Here is a 16,714-nt window from a genome sequence, read left to right as displayed (position 1 = left end):
TTAAATCACCGAGGAGGGCACGTGCTGCCAGAGAGAGTCGTCCTGCTGGACGAGGACCGCGTGCCGGTCGGGACCCAGCTCAAGCACCTCGTGCACACCGCGGACACCCCGCTGCACCTGGCGTTCTCGTGCCACGTGCTGAACGCCGAGGGCCAGGTGCTGGTCACCCGGCGGTCGCTCGGCAAGCGCGCCTGGCCAGGGGTGTGGACCAACTCCGTCTGCGGGCATCCGCAGCCGGACGAGCCGATGGAGGACGCCGTCGTCCGCCGCGCCCGCGACGAGCTCGGGCTGGCCGTGCGCGAGCTCCGGCCCGTGCTGCCCGACTTCCGCTACCGGGCCACCGATGCCTCGGGAGTCGTGGAGAACGAGGTGTGTCCCGTCTACGTCGCGTTCGCCGACGAGGCGCCGGAGCCCAACCCGGACGAGGTGATGGACCTGCGCTGGGTGGACCCCGTCCGGCTGGGCGACGCCCTCCGGGCGACACCCTGGGCGTTCTCCCCGTGGTTCGTGGGCCAGGCACAAGACATGGAGCTCTACGCGCCGTCGGGCACCGGGGCGGCCTGCACCGAAGGAGCGCCGCGATGACCGAGACCCTCCCCCGTGAGGCGGTCGACACCGTCCTGGCCGAGTTCTTCGAGGACCGGATCAGGCGCGCCACCCCGCTCGCGGAGCACTACGCGCTCCTGTGGCGGCGGTTGGCGCGCTCCAGCGAGGGCGGCAAGCGTCTGCGTCCCCGGCTGCTGCTCGACACCCACCGGGCCCTCGGCGGCACGAACGCGGAGGACGCCACGGTCGCCGCCGCCGCGTTCGAGCTGCTCCACACCGCCCTGCTGCTGCACGACGACGTCATCGATGGCGACCTCAGGCGGCGCGGTCGCCCCACCGTCACCGCCGAGTTCGCCGACGACGCGCTGACCAGCGGACTGCCGAAGCGATCCGCGTCGGCCTGGGGGCAGGCATCGGGGATCCTCGGCGGGGACCTGCTGCTCAGCGCCACGTACGCCCTCGTCGCGCGGGTCCGCGGGTCCGCGCGCGAGGAGCTGACCGACATCGTCGAGGACTGCCTGTTCCGCGCCGCCGCGGGCGAGCACGACGACGTCGCGTTCGGCCTGGGCACCGCCTCCGGCTCCCCCGAGCAGCTGCTGCGGATGATGGAGAACAAGACCGGCGGCTACTCGTTCGCCGCGCCGCTGCGCGCGGGTGCAGCGCTGGCCGGGGCGGACGAGGGCACCAAGGCCGAGCTCGAACGGGTCGGGACGGCGCTCGGCGTGCTCTACCAGCTCAGGGACGACATGCTCGGCGTCTTCGGGGACTCCCGCCGCACGGGCAAGAGCACCACCGGCGACCTGCGCGAACGCAAGCGGACCCTGCTCGTCGCGTTCGCCGAGGAGCACCCCGCCTGGAACGCGGTGCGGTACCTGTGGGGCGACCCGAACCTGGACGAGCCCGGTGCGGACCTGCTCCGGGACGCCCTGGTCACCAGCGGCGCCCGCACGGGGATGTCGGACCTCATCGAGGCCAGGCGACAAGAGGTCGTCGCCGCCATCGGCCGGACGGCGCTGCCCGCCGGCCTCCAGCACGACCTCACCGGCCTCGCCGACCGGCTCGCGGGGCGTGCGGCATGAACCCGTCGTCGTCCCTCGCGCTCTACTCCGACACCGCCCACACCGCGGCGGCCCGCGTGCTCGGCGCCTACTCGACGTCGTTCAGCCTGGCCACCCGGCTGCTGCCGCCCGCGACCCGCGCGATGATCGAGGACATCTACGCGCTCGTGCGGGTGGCCGACGAGATAGTGGACGGCCCGGCGCACGAGGCGGGCCTCGCGCCCGCCGAGTGCCGCAGCACCCTCGACGGGCTGGAGGCCGAGACGTACGCGACCCTGCGGAGCGGGTTCAGCGCGAACATAGTGGTCCACGCCTTCGCCAACACCGCACGGACGGTCGGCATCGACGACTCGCTCGTGCGTCCCTTCTTCGCCTCCATGCGCCGCGACCTGGACCCGATGGCCGCGCTCAGCGTCGGCGAGTTCCGCGACTACGTGCACGGTTCCGCCGAGGTGGTCGGACTCATGTGCCTGTGCGCCTTCCTGCACGGCTACCCCGTCCTGCCCGCGACGCGCGGCAAGCTCGAGGAGGGCGCCCGCCGACTCGGCGCGGCGTTCCAGAAGATCAACTTCCTGCGCGACCTCGGCGACGACGAGGAGCGCCTGGGCCGGTCCTACTTCCCGGGCACGGGCCCTGACCACCTGGACGACGAGCACAAGGCGGTGATCGTCAAGGACATCGACGCCGACCTGGCCACCGCCCGCGCCGTCATCCCGCTGCTGCCCGCGGGACCACGGCGGGCGACGGCGCTCGCCGCCGGACTCTTCGCCGAGCTCAACGACCGGCTGCGGCACATCCCCGCCGCCGAGCTGCGCGGGCACCGGGTCTCCGTGCCGACGGCCGTCAAGCTGCGCATCGTCGCCACCGTCCTCGCCACCACGCATGCGGGAGGGCGGGCATGACCGGCGACCTCCGGGACCGGCGGGCCGTCGTCGTGGGCGGCGGCATCTCGGGCCTGGCGACCGCGGCCCTGCTCGCGCGGGACGGCGCGGAGGTGACGTTGCTGGAGGCGCGGCCGGAGCTCGGCGGCCGCGCCGGACGGTGGCAGCGCGACGGGTTCCGGTTCGACACCGGCCCCTCCTGGTACCTGATGCCTGAGGTCTTCGACCACTTCTTCCGGCTGCTCGGCACCAGCGCCCGCGACGAGCTGGACCTGGTGCGGCTCGACCCGTCCTACCGCGTCTTCTTCGAAGGCGACCCCGAGCCGTTCGACCTGCCCGCCGACGGCGCCCGCGAGGCGCTGCTCGCGCTCGACCCGCCGTCAGCCCCGAAGCTGGGCGCCTACCTGGACTCGGCGGCCGAGACCTACCGGATCGCCACCGAACGGTTCCTGTACGCGACGTTCGCCTCGCTCGGGCCGCTGCTGGACCGGGACCTCGTGCGCCGGGCGCCGCGCCTGGCGCGCCTGCTCGGAGAACCGCTGGACCACTTCATCGCGCGCCACACGACCGACGACCGGGTACGCCGCATCCTCGGCTATCCGGCGGTGTTCCTCGGCACGTCACCGAGCGCCGCGCCCAGCATGTACCACCTCATGAGCCACCTCGACGTGACCCAGGGCGTGCTGTACCCGCGCGGCGGTTTCGGCGCGGTGATCGACGCCGTCGCCCGTGTCGCCCAGCGCGCGGGAGCCAAGCTGCTCACCGGGCAGCGCGTGCAACGGATCACGGTGGCGGACGGCGCCGTCAGCGGCGTCGAGGTCAACGACGGCACCGGCCGCACGCACCACCTTCAGGCCGACGTCGTGGTGTCGACCGCCGACCTGCGCGTGACGGAGCACGAGCTGCTCGGCCCCGCGCACCGCAGCCACAGCGACCGCTGGTGGCGGCGGAGGGACCCCGGTCCCGGCGCCGTGCTGGCGCTGCTCGGGGTGCGCGGCGAGCTCCCGGCGCTCGCCCACCACTCGCTCCTGTTCGCCCAGGACTGGCAGGAGGGGTTCGACGCGATCTTCGGTGACCGCCGGTCCGTCCCGTCACCGGCGTCGCTCTACGTCTGCCGCCCGAGCGCGACCGACGACGTCGCGCCGCCCGGGCACGAGAACCTGTTCGTCCTGGTCCCGGTGCCCGCCGACACCACGATGGGCGCCGGCGGCGTCGACGGTGGTGGGGACCCCGGCGTGGAGCGCGTGGCCGACCAGGCGATCGCCCAGATCGCGCGGTGGACCGGCACGCCCGACCTCGCCGAGCGTGTGGTGGTGCGGCGCACGATCGGGCCTGCCGACTTCGAACGCGACTTCGGCGCCTGGCGCGGCGGCGCCCTCGGCCCCGGCCACACGCTGCGGCAGAGCGCCATGCTCCGCGGCAAGAACGTGTCGTCCCGCGTCGACAACCTCCTGTACGCCGGTGCGACGACCATCCCAGGGATCGGCCTGCCCATGTGCCTCATCAGCGCGGAGCTGGTGCTCAAACGGCTTCGCGGCGACACCAGCGCCGGCCCGCTGCGGGAGGACTGATGAGCCTCGCCTACCTCGCCGTGCTGCTGTTCTCGGCGGCCGGGGTGCTGCTCCTCGACGCCCGCTACCGGCTCTTCTGCTGGCGGTCCCCCGGGCGGGCCGCCGCCGTCCTCGCGGTCGGCACCGCGTTCTTCCTCGCGTGGGACCTCGCGGGCATCGGGCTCGGCGTGTTCTTCCACGGCACCGGCCAGTACATGACAGGGCTGATGCTCGCCCCCGAGCTGCCGCTCGAGGAGCTGGTGTTCCTGCTGTTCCTGTGCGAGCTCACGATGGTGCTCGTCCTGGGTGCGCAGCGCGTCCTGGACCGCGCGGAGGGCCGGCGATGACCTACCTCCTGCTCGCGCTCGGATTCCTCGCGCTCGCCACGGTCGTCGCCCTCGTCGCGCGGCGGACGGCGCGACGGACCGGCCGGCCCGTCGCCGGCTGGCGGGCCCTCGCGCTCGCCGCCGGCGCCCTGCTGCTCCTGACCGCCGTGTTCGACAACGTCATGATCGCGAGCGGGCTCTTCGCCTACGCCGACGCGCAGATCTCCGGGGCCCGGATCGGCCTGGCGCCCGTCGAGGACTTCTCCTACCCCCTGGCCGCCGTCATCCTGCTGCCTGCGCTGTGGTCAGTGTTCGAGGGCCGCGATGATCGCTGACCTCGCGCGCGCCTCACGGCCGCTGAGCTGGATCAACACCGCCTACCCGTTCGCGGCCGCCTACCTGCTGACCACGGGAGACGTCGACGCCTCGCTCGTCATCGGGACGCTGTTCTTCCTCGTGCCGTACAACCTCGCGCTCTACGGGATCAACGACGTGTTCGACTACGCGTCCGACCTGGCCAACCCCCGCAAGGGCGGCGTGGAGGGCGCCCTGCTCCCACCGGCACGGCACCGCACCATCCTGGTCGCGTCCGTGGTCACCTGCGTCCCGTTCGTCGTCGCACTGGTCGTGCTCGGCCCGCCGCTGTCGTGGGTGGCGCTCGCGGTCAGCCTGTTCGCGCTCGTCGCCTACTCCGCGCCGCCGTTCCGCTTCAAGGAGGTGCCGGTGCTCGACTCGCTGACCTCCAGCGTGCACTTCGTCAGCCCGGCGGTCTACGGGCTCACGCTGGCCCAGGCCTCCCCCACGCCCGGGACGTACGCGGTGCTCGGCGCCTTCCTCCTGTGGGGCATGGCGAGCCACGCCTTCGGCGCGGTCCAGGACATCGTGCCCGACCGTGAGGGGCGCATCTCCTCGGTCGCCACCGCCCTCGGCGCCGCCCGCACGGTGCGCCTCGCCCTGGCCGCGTGGACCGCCGCCGGCCTCCTGGTCGCCACGACCGGCCGGCCCGGCGCACTCGCCGGCCTCCTCGCCCTCCCGTACCTCGCCCTGGCGCTGCCCTACGCGCGGCTGCGCGACGAGGACTCCGCCCGGGCGAACGGCGGGTGGCGGCACTTCCTCTGGGTCAACTACGCGGTGGGCGCCGCCGTGACCATGATCCTGATCCTGTACGTCCTAGGGAACGGAGGGCTGCCATGACACCGGTCAAGCCGCTGACCTGGTCGAGCGTGGTCGCCTACCCGCGATCCGAGGTCTTCGCCTGGCACGAACGACCCGGCGCGGTCCTGCGGCTCACGCCACCGTGGGTGCCGATGCGGGTGGTCCGGGAAGCGACGTCCCTGGCCGACGGCGACGCGGTGCTGAGCCTCCCCCTCGGGCTGCGCTGGGTGGCCAGGCACTCGGACTACGAGCCGCCGGAGCGGTTCGTCGACGAGCTGGTCTCGGCGCCGCTGCGCTGGGGCGTGCGGTGGCGGCACGTGCACGAGCTCCGCGACGAGGGCACGCGCACCCGCATCACCGACACGCTCCACACCAACGTGCCGCCCGGGCTGCTGCGCGCCATGTTCGCCTACCGGCACCGCCAGCTCCGCATGGACCTGGCGGCGCAGGCCACCGCGCGGAACAGCGGCGACCGGCCGATGGTCGTCGCGGTGACCGGCAGCAGCGGGTTCGTCGGCAGCGCCCTGGTGCCGTTCCTGACCACCGCCGGCCACCGCGTGATCCGGCTGGTCCGCGGCAGGCCGTACGGACCCGACGAACGCCGCTGGGACCCTGCCGCCCCCGCGGACGACCTGCTCGACGGCGTGGACGCGGTGATCCACCTCGCGGGCGCCTCGATCGCCGGCCGGTTCACGCCCGCGCACCGCGCCGCCGTCCGCGACTCCCGGATCGAGCCCACCAGGGCGCTCGCCGAGCTGGCGGGACGCACCCCGGACGGACCGAGGGTGTTCGTCTCGGCCTCGGCGATCGGCTACTACGGCCCGGACCGCGGGGACGAGATGCTCGACGAGTCCGCCGCGCGAGGCGACGGCTTCCTCGCCGACCTCGTCGCCGACTGGGAGCAGGCGACCGCCGGCGCCGCCGAGGCAGGGCTGCGGGTGGTCAACGTCCGCACCGGCCTGGTGCAGTCTCCGCGCGGCGGGACGCTGCGCCTGTTCTACCCGCTGTTCGCGGCGGGGCTGGGCGGCAGGCTCGGCGACGGCGGGATGTGGCAGTCCTGGATAGGCATCGACGACCTGGTGGACGTCTACCACCGCGCGCTCTACGACGCCGGGCTGTCGGGCCCGGTCAACGCCGTCGCACCCGAGCCGGTGCGCAACGCCGCCTACGCGAAGACCCTGGCCAGGGTGCTGCACCGGCCCGCCCTCCTGCCCGTGCCCGGCTTCGGTCCGCGGCTGCTGCTCGGTGCGGAGGGCGCGACAGAGCTCGCCGAGGCCAGCCAGCGGCTGTACCCGGCGGCCCTGCTGGGGCGGGGCCACAGGTTCCGGCACCCGACCCTCGAACCGGCGCTCCGCCATCTGCTCGGCCGGGACAAGCTGCTCGGCCGGGACGGCCGCTCGGGCTGATCAGGACCCGGGCACCCAGCCCTGGTCGTCGCATACCCACACCGCGCCGTCCTCCTGCGGCCGGGCGTCGTCGGAGAGCCAGTAGGTCTCGTCGGGGTTCCATCCGGCGATGACGCTCGCGACGCCGTCGTCGACGGGGACGGCGGTCCCAGCCGCCGTGAGGTACGCGGCGGCGGTGAGGTGGACGGCGTCGTGGTCGACGGCGACCGCGGTCCAGTCGGGCAGCTGCCAGCGTCCGTCCCGGCCCGTGGTGCGGTACCAGTCGTGCCGCTTCTGCTCGGTCACCTCGAGCGGGTACGTGCGGCAGAGCGCCGTCCATGCGTCAGGGCCGTCGATCTCGTAGACGCGAGCGCCGGCCGGCGTCGCTACCCGGTGCGTGACGGCGCGCTCCCAGCCCATGTCGTCCTCGACCAGCCAGACGCCGACGGGGCCGAATTCGCCGAGGCTCCTGGTGGTGTGGACGAGGTCGGACGGCGGGGTCGACCACCACTCGCCGCTCCAGGACGCCTCCGGGCGGGCAAGCCTCTCCGCCCGGGCCCGGGCCTCCTGGACCGTGGTGTCGGAGCGCCACCGGGCCAGCCGGTCCGCCGCGCGCGGCGTCTGCGCCGCCTGGCCGCCCTCCCAGGTGACGGCGTGCTGGTCGGCGGGGTCGAGGGGCGCGCTCCACCACTCGATGCCGGTCACCGAACCGGCGACGTGCCGGGCGACGCGGCCCAGGGCGGCACGCACGACGGGCGTGGCGGCGAGGACGTCGCTGCCGTCGGGCTCCTGCCAGTAGCGGGCGTTGGCCACCGCGTCGGCAAACACGCGGAGTGCCATGCCGTGGTCGACCTCGGCGAGGCGGACCGTCTCCAGCAGGGACACCACGGACTCGGGAGTAGCGGCGGGCGGCATCTCGTGCGGGCCGGGGCCGGAGAACGACACGTGCAGCTGGCCGGGGTTGGGGTCAAGGGCGTGGGCCGCCGACATCACCGCCAGCGCGAGCGGTGCCTCCGTCCCGTCGCGGTCCGCGTGGAACGCCTCGGCGCCCAGCGCGAGCTCCAGCAGGAACCGGCGCCCGCGCCATCCGTTCAGCAGCGCCTCCGGCGTGATCACCGGACACCAGCGGTTCGCCGGGACAGCTCCGGCACGCCGTCGCCGCTCAGGTCGTCGAGCACCGCTGGCCGGCCGGCCATCGCCAGGACGAGGGAGAGCAGCGGCCCGCCGACCTCCGGACCGGAACCCGACCGGAAGTCGGCGTCGGTCGCCATGAGGCGCAGGCCCTTGACCAGCGACCGGCTGTTGACCGCGAAGTCCTTGGCGGCGAAGAACCGGGCGACCGCGAGGAGCCCTTCGGCGTCCGGCTCGTGCCGGATCCCCAGCGGCCGGCGGATGTCCTCTGCGTGGACGACGAGCTCGCCCAGTCCCGCCGGGCTCTCCCTGCTGGGCAGCCCGATCGGCCCGGTCTCCGCGAAGCGTTCGAGGGTCGCCGCCGGCGTCGCGCCGCGGAACTCCTCGAGGCGCCGCCGGTTGTGCACGTCGGAGTCGAACCGCGCACCCACGATGCTGCGGATCCATCCCCACGTCGAGAGCATCGACGCGGCTCCGAGGTGCGCGACGACGTCCTCCACGTCCCACGTGTCGCACAGGGTGGGCGAGCGCCACTGCTCGAACGTCAACGTGCGTAGATCGTCGACGAGTGCCGAACGCTCACGGTCCTGGATCTCTGACAGGCTGGTCACGGTGCGACCTTACCGACGTGTCGACCAGTTGCCGGGTCTGTTGCGCGATCGTCGGCCAGGCCACCGGCGGCAGGTCGTGGCCGATGCCGTCGAGGACCACCAGCTTCGCGCCGCGGATCTCCCGCGCCACGGTGCGGGCCGCCGACATCCGGATGAGCGGGTCGTCGGCTCCCTGCAGCACGAGGGTGGGCGCCTGGATCTCGCGCAGCCGTGCGCCCCGCCAGCGCGCGTGCAGCTGGCGGCCGATCCCGGCCATGTCCCTCGGCCCGGCCTCCAGCCCGCGCTCGATCCGTTCCAGGGCCGCGACCTCGTCGCACGGGTTGGCCGGAGACGCCATTCCCTTCGCGATGGCCAGTGACGCGGCGACGTCGCCCGCGTGGCCCGCCGGATGGCGCTTCGTCACGTTGCGCGCGACCAGCCCGAACCGCAGGTAACGCAGTGCGCGGTACCCGACGGCGTCGCTCGGCGGGGCGTCGCACGAGACCAGCGCGAGCACCCGGTCCGGATGGCGCAGCGCCACCCGTTGCGCGACGACCCCGCCCAGCGAGTGCCCGAACACCACCGCGCGGTCCCAGCCAACGGCGTCGAGCACCGCTACGGCGTCGTCCGCCAGGTCCTCTGCCGTGTAGCCCGATCCGGTGCGCAGCATGCGCCAGTGCCCGTGCCGCACGGTCTCGCTGAACCTGGTGGACGCGCCGGTGTCGCGCTGGTCGTAGCGGACGACGTCGAACCCCTCGTCCGCCAGCGCCCGGCAGAAGCCGTCCGGCCACCAGAAGCGGGAGATCGCGAGGCCCATCATGAGCAGGAGCGGGACGCCTCCGCGCTCCCCGAAGCAGTCGTAGGCGAGCTCGACGTCGCCGCTGCGCACGTACGTGGTCGGCGACCAGGTGTCTGTATCGGTCACCCGAAAGATTGTCGTCCGGGATCGACTCACTCGCCCGGTCTCGCTGCGCCGACGTGCGCTCAGTGCGTCAGCTTGAGCCCGATGACGCAGCCGATCAGGCCGAGGATCAGCAGGATACGGACGACGGAGACGGGTTCGGCGCCGGTGGCCATGGCCCAGACGACGGTGGTCGCGGCCCCGATGCCCACCCAGACCGCGTAGGCGGTCCCGACGGGCAGGTCACGCAGGGCGAACGCGAGGCCGCCCATGCTGGCGGCGAGGGCCACCCCGAAGACGATGCTCGGCCCGACGTTGTGGAACCCGTCGGAACGACTGAGGGCGGTGGCCCAGACGGCCTCGAGAAGACCGGAGACGACAAGGACGATCCACGACATGGGTGTGCTCCTCAGTTGCCGTCTTTTCGCACACCGGGTACGGCAACCCTCGTCCGGGGACCCTCCGGGTCCTGCTCCGATCCTCGCACACGCCCGGTCGCCGCGGCAGGTGGTCGCACGGTGGCGTGGGCCACCCGCTGGTTGACTGTGCGCATGACGCGGATGCGGTGGGTGAGCCGGGCGCTGGACGGCCCGAACTGGGTACGGCTCGGCACGGCCCTGCTGGTCGCCGCACTGGTGGGCCGGCTGCTGTCCCCGGACTCCGTGGCGGCGGCGCTGCTGGGCGGATGGGCCGGGGCCGGGCTGGTGTTCGTGACCTGGACCGCGCTGGTGATCGTCCCGATGGACCCCGAGGCGACCAGCGAGCACGCGGTACGCGAGGAGCCCGCGCGGAGCGTCGCGCACCTGATCGTGCTGCTCGCGGCGGTGGCCAGCCTGGCAGGCGTCGCGGTGACGCTCGTGGGCGGCGTGCTGGGCAGCGGCGACATCACGATGGCCACGGTGCTCGCCGCGGTGGTGGTCTCCTGGGCCTGCGTGCACACGGTGTTCGCGCTCCGCTACGCCCGCGCCTACTACACCGCCCCGGTCGGCGGGATCGACTTCCACCAGTCGGAGCCGCCCCGGTACACCGACTTCACCTACCTGGCGATCACGGTGGGCATGAGCTTCGCCGTCTCGGACACGGACCTCGCCTCCTCGGCCATGCGCCGGGTCGCCCAGGTGCACGCCCTGCTGGCCTACCTGTTCGGCACGGTGGTCGTCGCGCTGCTCATCAACCTGGTCGCGGGGCTGGCCGGTACCTGAGCCCGGAGCAGCCGCACCACCGCCGCTGCCGCCTCGCGGCCCGCGCGGTTCGCCCCGACCGTCGACTGCGACGGACCGAAGCCGATGAGGTGCAGCCGCGGCTCGGCGGCCACCTGGGTGCCGGTCAGCGCGATGCCGCCCAGCTCGTTGCGCAGGCGCAGCGGGTCGAGGTGCGCCAGGTCGGCCTTGAACCCGGTGGCCCACAGGATGGTGTCCACCGGGGTGAAGGTGTTGTCCGCCTCGCGTACGCCCATGGGCTCTATCGCCTTGAACATCGGCCGGCGCTCCAGGACACCGCGGGCCTTCGCCGCGAGCGCGTACGACGTCCAGCCCAGCCCCGTGTACGAGACGACGCTCCCCGTCGGCCGGCCCGCGGCGACGTCGGCCATGACCTTGGCGATGGTCTCGCGGCCCACGGTCTCGGGCTCGAACTCGCGGTCGAGGAAGACGGGCTCCCTGCGGGTGTACCAGCGGGTGGTCGCGACGTGGGAGATCTCCTCCAGGAGCTGGAGCGCGGAGATGCCGCCGCCGACCACCGCCACGCGCTGCCCGGCGAAGTCCTCGGCCCGGACGTAGTCGCGGGTGTGGAGCTGGCGGCCCACGAACGTCTCCTGCCCCGGGTAGCGCGGCAGCACGGGGTTGGTCCAGGTCCCCGTCGCGTTGATGACTGCGCGCGTGGTCCAGGAGCCCCTGTCGCTCGTCACGACGAGGTCGCCGTCCGGGTCGTCGTCGGCGCGGCGCACCGCCACCACGTGGACCGGGCGCAGGATGGGGAGCGCGAACGCCTGCTCGTAGCTGGCGAAGTACCGCGGGACGGCGGCGCGGCTCGCCTCGGTCGTGTCGACGGCGGGCTGGGCCAGGCCCGGCAGGTCGAAGATGCCGTTGACCGTCGCCATCCGCAAGGACTCCCAGCGGTGCTGCCAGGCGCCGCCCGGCGCGGGGTTGGCGTCCAGCACCACGAAGGTGCGTCCGGCGTCCGGCTGCTCGACGGCGCTCACGAAACCCCGGTGCCGCAGGTGGTACGCCGCCGAGAGACCGGCCTGCCCGCCGCCGATCACCGCCACCGTCGCGCGGTGCAGTTCCTTGCTCACGCCCGGGACAACACCCATGACGGCCCAGATGTTTCCCGGGTCGATCGAATCGATTTTTCCGCGGAGGCGCAGCCTGCGTACGCTCGTGCGCATGTCGTTCCCCACGGGCTCCGGCCCGCAGCCCGCCGACCGGCGCGCCCGCGCCGCCGTCGCCGCCCTGTTCCTGACCAACGGTGCCCTGTTCGCGAACCTGGTCCCGCGCTACCCGGAGATCAAGGCCGCCCTCGAGCTGGACAACACCGTCTACGGCCTCGCCGTCGCGGCGTTCCCAGCCGGGGCGATCGTCGCGGGGCTGGGCGCCGGCTTCCTGGTCCGGAGGTTCGGGTCCGCGCAGGCGGCCGCGGCGGGGACCATCCTCACGGGTCTGGGCGTGCTGGCCGCCGGCATCGCGCCGTCGTTCGGGCTGCTGGTCGTCGCACTGCTCCTGGGTGGGGCCATGGACGCCGTCACCGACGTCGCGCAGAACGCCCACGGCCTGCGCGTGCAGCGGCGCTACGGGCGGTCGATCATCAACGGGTTCCACGCGGTGTGGTCCATCGGCGCCGTGCTGGGCGGGTCCATGGGCGCCGCGGCGATCGCGGTCGGCCTGCCGCTCGGTGTGCACCTGAGCATCTCCACGGCGATCTTCGCCACGGTCGCGCTCGTGGCGCTGCGGTTCCGGCTCCCCGGCAAGGACGGCGACGACGACGACGCGACGAGCTCGACGTCGGACGGCCGGCTGCGGGGCGCCGCGATCAGCCCGCGCACCGTGCTCGTCATCACGGCGCTGGTCCTCGTCGCCATCGGCGGCACCCTCGCGGAGGACGCCGGCAGCTCGTGGGCCACGCTGTACCTGTCGGGCTCGCTCGGCGCCCCCGCCGCCCTGGCTGCCACGGGCTTCGTCGCGCTGGTGGGTACCCAGTTCGTCGGACGCGTGCTCGGCGACCGCCTGGTCGACCGGTTCGGGCAGCGGACGGTCGCCCGGGGCGGCGGCGTGATCATCGCGCTCGGTATGGGGCTGGCCCTTGCCTACCCGAGCGTGCCGGGCACGATCCTCGGCTTCGCCGCGGTCGGGCTCGGCAGCGCCACGCTGGTGCCCGCCGCCATGCACGAGGCGGACGAGCTGCCCGGCCTACGTGCCGGCACGGGTCTGACCGTCGTGTCGTGGCTGATGCGGCTGGGCTTCCTCGCCTCCCCGCCGCTGGTCGGCATGGTGGCCGACGCCGTGGGCCTGCGCTACGGCCTGCTCGTGGTGCCGGTAGCCGGGCTGCTGGTGGTCCTCCTGGCCGGCGTCCTGCAGAACCAGCGCGCCACCCCGGCCAGCTGAGCGCCGGACCTCCGTCACACGCAGCAGCACGAGCGTGTCGACCGCCAGCCGGGGGCAGACCAGGCCGATCTCCTCGAGGACCCGGCCGCCGAGCTCGATGCCCTTGACCCAGGCGGGCGCGTCGGTGGGACTCACGGCACCGTCGGACGGCGCGACCAGCTCCACCCGGTAGGTGCGGTCGGGGTCCAGGCCGGGCAGCGCGATCCGGCCCGGTGGGTCCGTGAGCGGGTGCTCGACCATGGCGACCCGGTAGGCGGCGGCGGACCGGTCGGCGGCGACCACGCCCTCGACCCAGACGGCCGGGTCGGTGGGGTCGGCGCGCACGACGTCGCCCGTGTGCAGCAGGTCGCGCAGCGACTTGTGCACCGCCACCCACTCGCCGAGCTCGTCCAGGTCGGCGTCGCTCACCGCGGACAGGTCCCACTCGATGCCGAGGTGCCCCCACACCGCGGTGCCGGCCCGGAAGTCCAGGTCGAGGGACCGCCCGGTGGTGTGGTCCCGGGCGGAGCCGACGTGCGTGCCGAGCATCTCCGGCGGCAGCAGCAGGGAGGTCCAGCGCTGCATGCGCTGGCGCTCGTGGGCGTCGATGTTGTCGGAGACCCAGACCCGGTCACAGCGTTCCATCACGCCGAGGTCGATCCGCCCGCCCCCTCCGCAGCACGACTCGATCTCCAGGCCGGGGAACCGGCTCTTGAGCGCGTCCATCAGCCGGTAGGTGGCGAGCGTCTGCACGTGCACGCCCGGCACCCCGGTCGGCTGGTGCCCGGCGTCCACCAGCGGCCGGTTGTGGTCCCACTTGATGAAGTCGATGCCGTACCCCGCCACCAGCTCCGACATCCGCTCCAGCACGTGGTCGAATGCCTCGGGATGCCCCAGGTCGAGCACGTGCTGCTGCCGCGAGGGCACGCCGGGCCCGCGCCCGGTGCCGAAGAGCCACTCCGGGTGCTCGCGCGCGAGGTCGGAGTCGAGGCTGACCATCTCGGGCTCGAACCAGAGCCCGAACTGCATGCCCAGCTCGTGCACCCGGTCGGTCAGCGGAGCCAGGCCGTCGGGCCAGACGCCGTCGTCCACGTACCAGTCGCCCAGGCCCGCCGTGTCGTCGCGGCGCCCGCGGAACCACCCGTCGTCGAGCACGTAGCGCTCCACGCCGACGGCGGCCGCCCGCTCCGCCAGGTCGAGCAGGTGCGGCAGGTCGTGGTCGAAGTAGACCGCCTCCCACACGTTGAGCAGCACCGGACGCGAGGAGCGCGGGTGCTGGGGGCGGGCCCGCAGGAACCGGTGCACGCGCGAGGACAGCTCGTCCAGGCCCTCGCCCCACGACGCGACCAGCCAGGGCGACCAGTACTCCTCGTCGTGCGCGAGCACGCGCTCGCCCGGGAGCAGGAGCTCGCCGCCGCGCAGCAGGCGCCAGCCCGACGGCGAGCGCTCCGCCGTGAGCACCTGGTTGCCCGACCACGCGAGGTGGACGCCCCAGACGCGGCCGCGCCGGAACCCGAACCCGGCCTCGCCCGCACACAGCACCGTGGCGCTGTCGTGCCCCGGCCGGCCGCCCCACGCCTCCCGCACCCAGGAGCCCTGGTCGAACGGCCTGCGCTGGGGTGTGCGCTCGCGGCTGTGCCGCCCGGTCATGTCGAGCAGCTCGTTCGCCTGCTCACCCACCGGCAGCGCCGGCAGCAGGGAGACCACCTCGTACCCGTCGGGACCGGTGTTGCGGACCCCGGCCCGCAGGCGTAGCAGCCCCGAGGCGTGCAGCTCCAGCTCGGTGGTGACCACCAGCCCGTTCACGGCGTCGGTCCCGGTGCTGCGCACGCGAACGGCGCCAGGGGCGCCGTCGGGCCACCGGGGCGTGCCCGCCTCGGCGACCTCGTGCGTGACGGCGTCGAACGACACCGACCAGGACCGGCCGGCCCGCGAGCCGACCAGTCCCGGCCGGCCGAGCCAGCCGGAGGAGTGCCGGGGCAGCAGAGCCACCACCGGGTTGGCGTAGACCACGCTGTCGCCGACCGGCCGTGCGGTCGCCTCCAGGATCGGTTCGGTCTCCGCGTCCCCCAGGTCGGTGCCCCAGTACAGGAGGCACGGCAGCTCCGTGTCCTCCAGCCGCAGCACCACACTCGTGCCCCCGCGGCGCAGGTGTTCCGCGATGGCACCCGTGCTCAGCTCCATGCCGTCCCCGTCCCCTCGTCGTCCAGCGTGTGTCGCACCACTCGAGCCGTACTACTCGAACAGGGCGTTGACCTGCTCGTTCGCCTCGGTCAGCGAGCTGACGTCGGCCTTGCCGCCCAGCACGTCGTCCATCGCGGCGGTCATGATCGCGTGGATGTCGGAGGCGTGCTCCGTCACCGGGAACAGGAACGTCGTGCCGTCCTCGACGTGCGTGGTGAACGGCGTGACGTCGATCCCCTTCTCGGCGAAGGCCTCCGTGGCGATCTCGGCCGAGCTCGTGATGGACGGGAAGACGACACCCGCCGCACCGACGAGGTCCTGGCACTCGGTCGAGCCGAGGAACGCCACCCACTTCGCGGCGCCCTCGGGGTTGTCGGTGCCCGCCCAGACCGAGTCGGCCAGGCCGTTGAACATGCTCGCGCGCTGCCCGCTCGGCCCGGTGGGCGTGGGTGCCAGGCCGACGTCGACCCCGTCGTAGCCGAAGTAGGTGGAGAGCATCCAGTCGCCGTTGATGTTGATGGCGGACTTGCCGGCGCCGAAGTTGTCGTTCACCGAGGCACCGATGGTGGTCTCCAGCGGCGGCATGTAGCCCTTCTCCACGAGAGAGTGCCACCAGGCGATGGTGTCCTGGAAGCGCGGGTCGTCGTAGTTGTAGTGCGTGCCCCACGGGTTCTTGTCCGTGTGGGTCCAGCCGGTCGTGGCCGTGTACATGCTCCACTCGGTCTGGCCGTTCTCGTACCCCGCGCCGGGGATGCCGAGCCCGTAGACCGCGACGTCCTCCTTGTCGAAGCCCGGCTCGTCGCCGCGCACGCCGTTGGCGTCGACGGTGAGGCGCGCGATGGCCTCCTCGTAGCTGCCGCCGTCGTCCGGGTTCCAGTCGAGCTCCTGCATGTCCTTCTCGCTCAGCCCGGCGTCCTCGACCATCTGCTGGTTGTAGAAGATCGCGACGGTGTCCCAGTCCTTCGGCAGGCCGTACCGCTTGCCGTCCTGCGCCACCCACAGGTCGGCCAGGCCCTCGGAGTACTGGTCGAGGTCGACGTCCTGCACGTGCTCGTCGAGCGGCAGCAGCTGCCCGTTGGCGACGAGCTCGGGGTACTTGGACACGTGGTCGGTGAACACGTCCGGGCCGGTGTCCGAGGAGAAGGCGGTGGTCAGCGCGGACCAGTAGTCGTCCCAGCCGCGCTGCGTGATCTTCACCGTGAGGTCGGGGTTGGCCTCGTGGAAGGCGTCGGCGCACTGCTGGTACACGGGCTGCTGGTTGGCGTCCCACAGCCAGTAGTCGATCTGGCCGGCGGCCTCGGCGGCGTCCGCGCCGCTCGAGCAGGCGGCCAGGGAGAGCGACGCGAGGGCAGCGGCACTGACACCCGCAAGCGTCCTTCTGTTCATGTCGTACTTTCCTTTCACAGGTGGTGCAGGGCTTGGCAGGACG

At 73.4% G+C, this 16,714-nt stretch carries 16 protein-coding genes, 1 pseudogene and 1 riboswitch; of the genes and pseudogenes, 10 read left to right on the top strand and 7 right to left on the bottom strand.

All coding sequences use genetic code 11. From position 1 onward, the window contains the following. The first annotated feature begins 21 nt into the window (after positions 1 to 21). The 8 genes from idi to AB0I32_RS07475 are packed head-to-tail and all read left to right on the top strand — an operon-like array spanning position 22 to position 6,922. Positions 22 to 585: an isopentenyl-diphosphate Delta-isomerase gene (gene idi, locus AB0I32_RS07510; protein WP_357504447.1), complete on the top strand. Its 564-nt coding sequence runs from the start codon at positions 22 to 24 to the stop codon at positions 583 to 585. Continuing rightward, a complete protein-coding gene (locus AB0I32_RS07505) occupies positions 582 to 1,625 on the top strand; it encodes a polyprenyl synthetase family protein (RefSeq protein WP_357504445.1) in 1,044 nt (347 codons plus the stop codon). Before idi ends, AB0I32_RS07505 begins: the two co-directional genes overlap by 4 nt. Further along, on the top strand, positions 1,622 to 2,506 hold the full coding sequence (locus AB0I32_RS07500) for a squalene/phytoene synthase family protein (RefSeq protein WP_357504443.1): 885 nt from the start codon (positions 1,622 to 1,624) through the stop codon (positions 2,504 to 2,506). Before AB0I32_RS07505 ends, AB0I32_RS07500 begins: the two co-directional genes overlap by 4 nt. Beyond that, positions 2,503 to 4,056: a phytoene desaturase family protein gene (gene crtI / locus AB0I32_RS07495; RefSeq protein ID WP_357504441.1), complete on the top strand. Its 1,554-nt coding sequence runs from the start codon at positions 2,503 to 2,505 to the stop codon at positions 4,054 to 4,056. Before AB0I32_RS07500 ends, crtI begins: the two co-directional genes overlap by 4 nt. Beyond that, positions 4,056 to 4,382 (top strand): lycopene cyclase domain-containing protein, encoded by a 327-nt coding sequence (locus AB0I32_RS07490; RefSeq protein ID WP_357504439.1) that lies wholly within the window; start codon positions 4,056 to 4,058, stop codon positions 4,380 to 4,382. The genes crtI and AB0I32_RS07490 overlap by 1 nt, the downstream gene beginning before the upstream one ends. After that, a complete protein-coding gene (locus tag AB0I32_RS07485; RefSeq protein ID WP_357504437.1) occupies positions 4,379 to 4,696 on the top strand; it encodes a lycopene cyclase domain-containing protein in 318 nt (105 codons plus the stop codon). The genes AB0I32_RS07490 and AB0I32_RS07485 overlap by 4 nt, the downstream gene beginning before the upstream one ends. After that, a complete protein-coding gene (locus AB0I32_RS07480; RefSeq protein ID WP_357504435.1) occupies positions 4,686 to 5,555 on the top strand; it encodes a prenyltransferase in 870 nt (289 codons plus the stop codon). Before AB0I32_RS07485 ends, AB0I32_RS07480 begins: the two co-directional genes overlap by 11 nt. Beyond that, positions 5,552 to 6,922 carry a TIGR01777 family oxidoreductase gene (locus AB0I32_RS07475; RefSeq protein WP_357504433.1) on the top strand — a complete coding sequence of 457 codons (1,371 nt, stop codon included), beginning with the start codon at positions 5,552 to 5,554 and terminating at the stop codon, positions 6,920 to 6,922. The genes AB0I32_RS07480 and AB0I32_RS07475 overlap by 4 nt, the downstream gene beginning before the upstream one ends. Here the strand turns inward: AB0I32_RS07475 and AB0I32_RS07470 are convergent, their stop codons facing one another. From AB0I32_RS07470 to AB0I32_RS07455, 4 genes are read right to left on the bottom strand one after another with little or no spacing between them, the layout of a single operon-like run. Continuing rightward, a complete protein-coding gene (locus tag AB0I32_RS07470; protein WP_357504431.1) occupies positions 6,923 to 8,017 on the bottom strand; it encodes a hypothetical protein in 1,095 nt (364 codons plus the stop codon). Continuing rightward, on the bottom strand, positions 8,014 to 8,643 hold the full coding sequence (locus AB0I32_RS07465) for a maleylpyruvate isomerase family mycothiol-dependent enzyme (protein WP_357504429.1): 630 nt from the start codon (positions 8,641 to 8,643) through the stop codon (positions 8,014 to 8,016). The genes AB0I32_RS07470 and AB0I32_RS07465 overlap by 4 nt, the downstream gene beginning before the upstream one ends. After that, positions 8,612 to 9,547, bottom strand: coding sequence for an alpha/beta hydrolase (locus AB0I32_RS07460; protein ID WP_357504427.1), 936 nt, complete (start codon positions 9,545 to 9,547; stop codon positions 8,612 to 8,614). The genes AB0I32_RS07465 and AB0I32_RS07460 overlap by 32 nt, the downstream gene beginning before the upstream one ends. A 59-nt stretch (positions 9,548 to 9,606) precedes the next feature. Next, complete coding sequence (locus AB0I32_RS07455) at positions 9,607 to 9,921, bottom strand: multidrug efflux SMR transporter (RefSeq protein ID WP_357504425.1); 315 nt, start codon at positions 9,919 to 9,921, stop codon at positions 9,607 to 9,609. A 12-nt stretch (positions 9,922 to 9,933) separates the two neighbouring features. Continuing rightward, positions 9,934 to 9,996: riboswitch (guanidine-III (ykkC-III) riboswitch) on the bottom strand. Between the two features lie 78 nt (positions 9,997 to 10,074). Here AB0I32_RS07455 and AB0I32_RS07450 point away from each other — a divergent pair. Continuing rightward, entirely contained in the window at positions 10,075 to 10,725 is a 651-nt protein-coding gene (locus tag AB0I32_RS07450) for a DUF1345 domain-containing protein (protein WP_357504423.1), read from the top strand. On the opposite strand, the gene AB0I32_RS07445 is transcribed toward AB0I32_RS07450, so the two are convergent. Further along, entirely contained in the window at positions 10,659 to 11,816 is a 1,158-nt protein-coding gene (locus AB0I32_RS07445; protein WP_357504421.1) for an NAD(P)-binding domain-containing protein, read from the bottom strand. The genes AB0I32_RS07450 and AB0I32_RS07445 overlap by 67 nt on opposite strands. Positions 11,817 to 11,907: 91 nt before the next feature. On the opposite strand from AB0I32_RS07445, the gene AB0I32_RS07440 reads away from it, so the two are divergent. Continuing rightward, entirely contained in the window at positions 11,908 to 13,122 is a 1,215-nt protein-coding gene (locus AB0I32_RS07440; protein ID WP_357504419.1) for an MFS transporter, read from the top strand. Between the two features lie 342 nt (positions 13,123 to 13,464). Here AB0I32_RS07440 and AB0I32_RS07435 read toward each other — a convergent pair. Together AB0I32_RS07435 and AB0I32_RS07430 are read right to left on the bottom strand one after the other, a co-directional pair. After that, positions 13,465 to 15,285, bottom strand: a pseudogene (locus AB0I32_RS07435) (alpha-galactosidase); the annotation flags it as partial. A gap of 51 nt (positions 15,286 to 15,336) precedes the next feature. Then, complete coding sequence (locus AB0I32_RS07430) at positions 15,337 to 16,671, bottom strand: sugar ABC transporter substrate-binding protein (RefSeq protein ID WP_357504417.1); 1,335 nt, start codon at positions 16,669 to 16,671, stop codon at positions 15,337 to 15,339. Positions 16,672 to 16,714: the final 43 nt, after the last annotated feature.

The organism is Promicromonospora sp. NPDC050249, from assembly GCF_040656015.1.
Classification (GTDB): domain Bacteria; phylum Actinomycetota; class Actinomycetes; order Actinomycetales; family Cellulomonadaceae; genus Promicromonospora.
This window is presented reverse-complemented; position numbering and strand designations above follow the sequence as displayed.

Excerpts from the sequence above, each read along its gene's own strand:
- AB0I32_RS07505 (WP_357504445.1), top strand. The coding sequence starts at position 582 with ATGACCGAGACCCTCCCCCGTGAGGCGGTCGACACCGTCCTGGCCGAG.
- AB0I32_RS07500 (WP_357504443.1), top strand. The coding sequence starts at position 1,622 with ATGAACCCGTCGTCGTCCCTCGCGCTCTACTCCGACACCGCCCACACC.
- crtI (WP_357504441.1), top strand. The coding sequence starts at position 2,503 with ATGACCGGCGACCTCCGGGACCGGCGGGCCGTCGTCGTGGGCGGCGGC.
- AB0I32_RS07490 (WP_357504439.1), top strand. The coding sequence starts at position 4,056 with ATGAGCCTCGCCTACCTCGCCGTGCTGCTGTTCTCGGCGGCCGGGGTG.
- AB0I32_RS07485 (WP_357504437.1), top strand. The coding sequence starts at position 4,379 with ATGACCTACCTCCTGCTCGCGCTCGGATTCCTCGCGCTCGCCACGGTC.
- AB0I32_RS07480 (WP_357504435.1), top strand. The coding sequence starts at position 4,686 with ATGATCGCTGACCTCGCGCGCGCCTCACGGCCGCTGAGCTGGATCAAC.
- AB0I32_RS07475 (WP_357504433.1), top strand. The coding sequence starts at position 5,552 with ATGACACCGGTCAAGCCGCTGACCTGGTCGAGCGTGGTCGCCTACCCG.
- AB0I32_RS07455 (WP_357504425.1), bottom strand. The coding sequence starts at position 9,921 with ATGTCGTGGATCGTCCTTGTCGTCTCCGGTCTTCTCGAGGCCGTCTGG.
- AB0I32_RS07450 (WP_357504423.1), top strand. The coding sequence starts at position 10,075 with ATGACGCGGATGCGGTGGGTGAGCCGGGCGCTGGACGGCCCGAACTGG.
- AB0I32_RS07440 (WP_357504419.1), top strand. The coding sequence starts at position 11,908 with ATGTCGTTCCCCACGGGCTCCGGCCCGCAGCCCGCCGACCGGCGCGCC.
- AB0I32_RS07430 (WP_357504417.1), bottom strand. The coding sequence starts at position 16,671 with ATGAACAGAAGGACGCTTGCGGGTGTCAGTGCCGCTGCCCTCGCGTCG.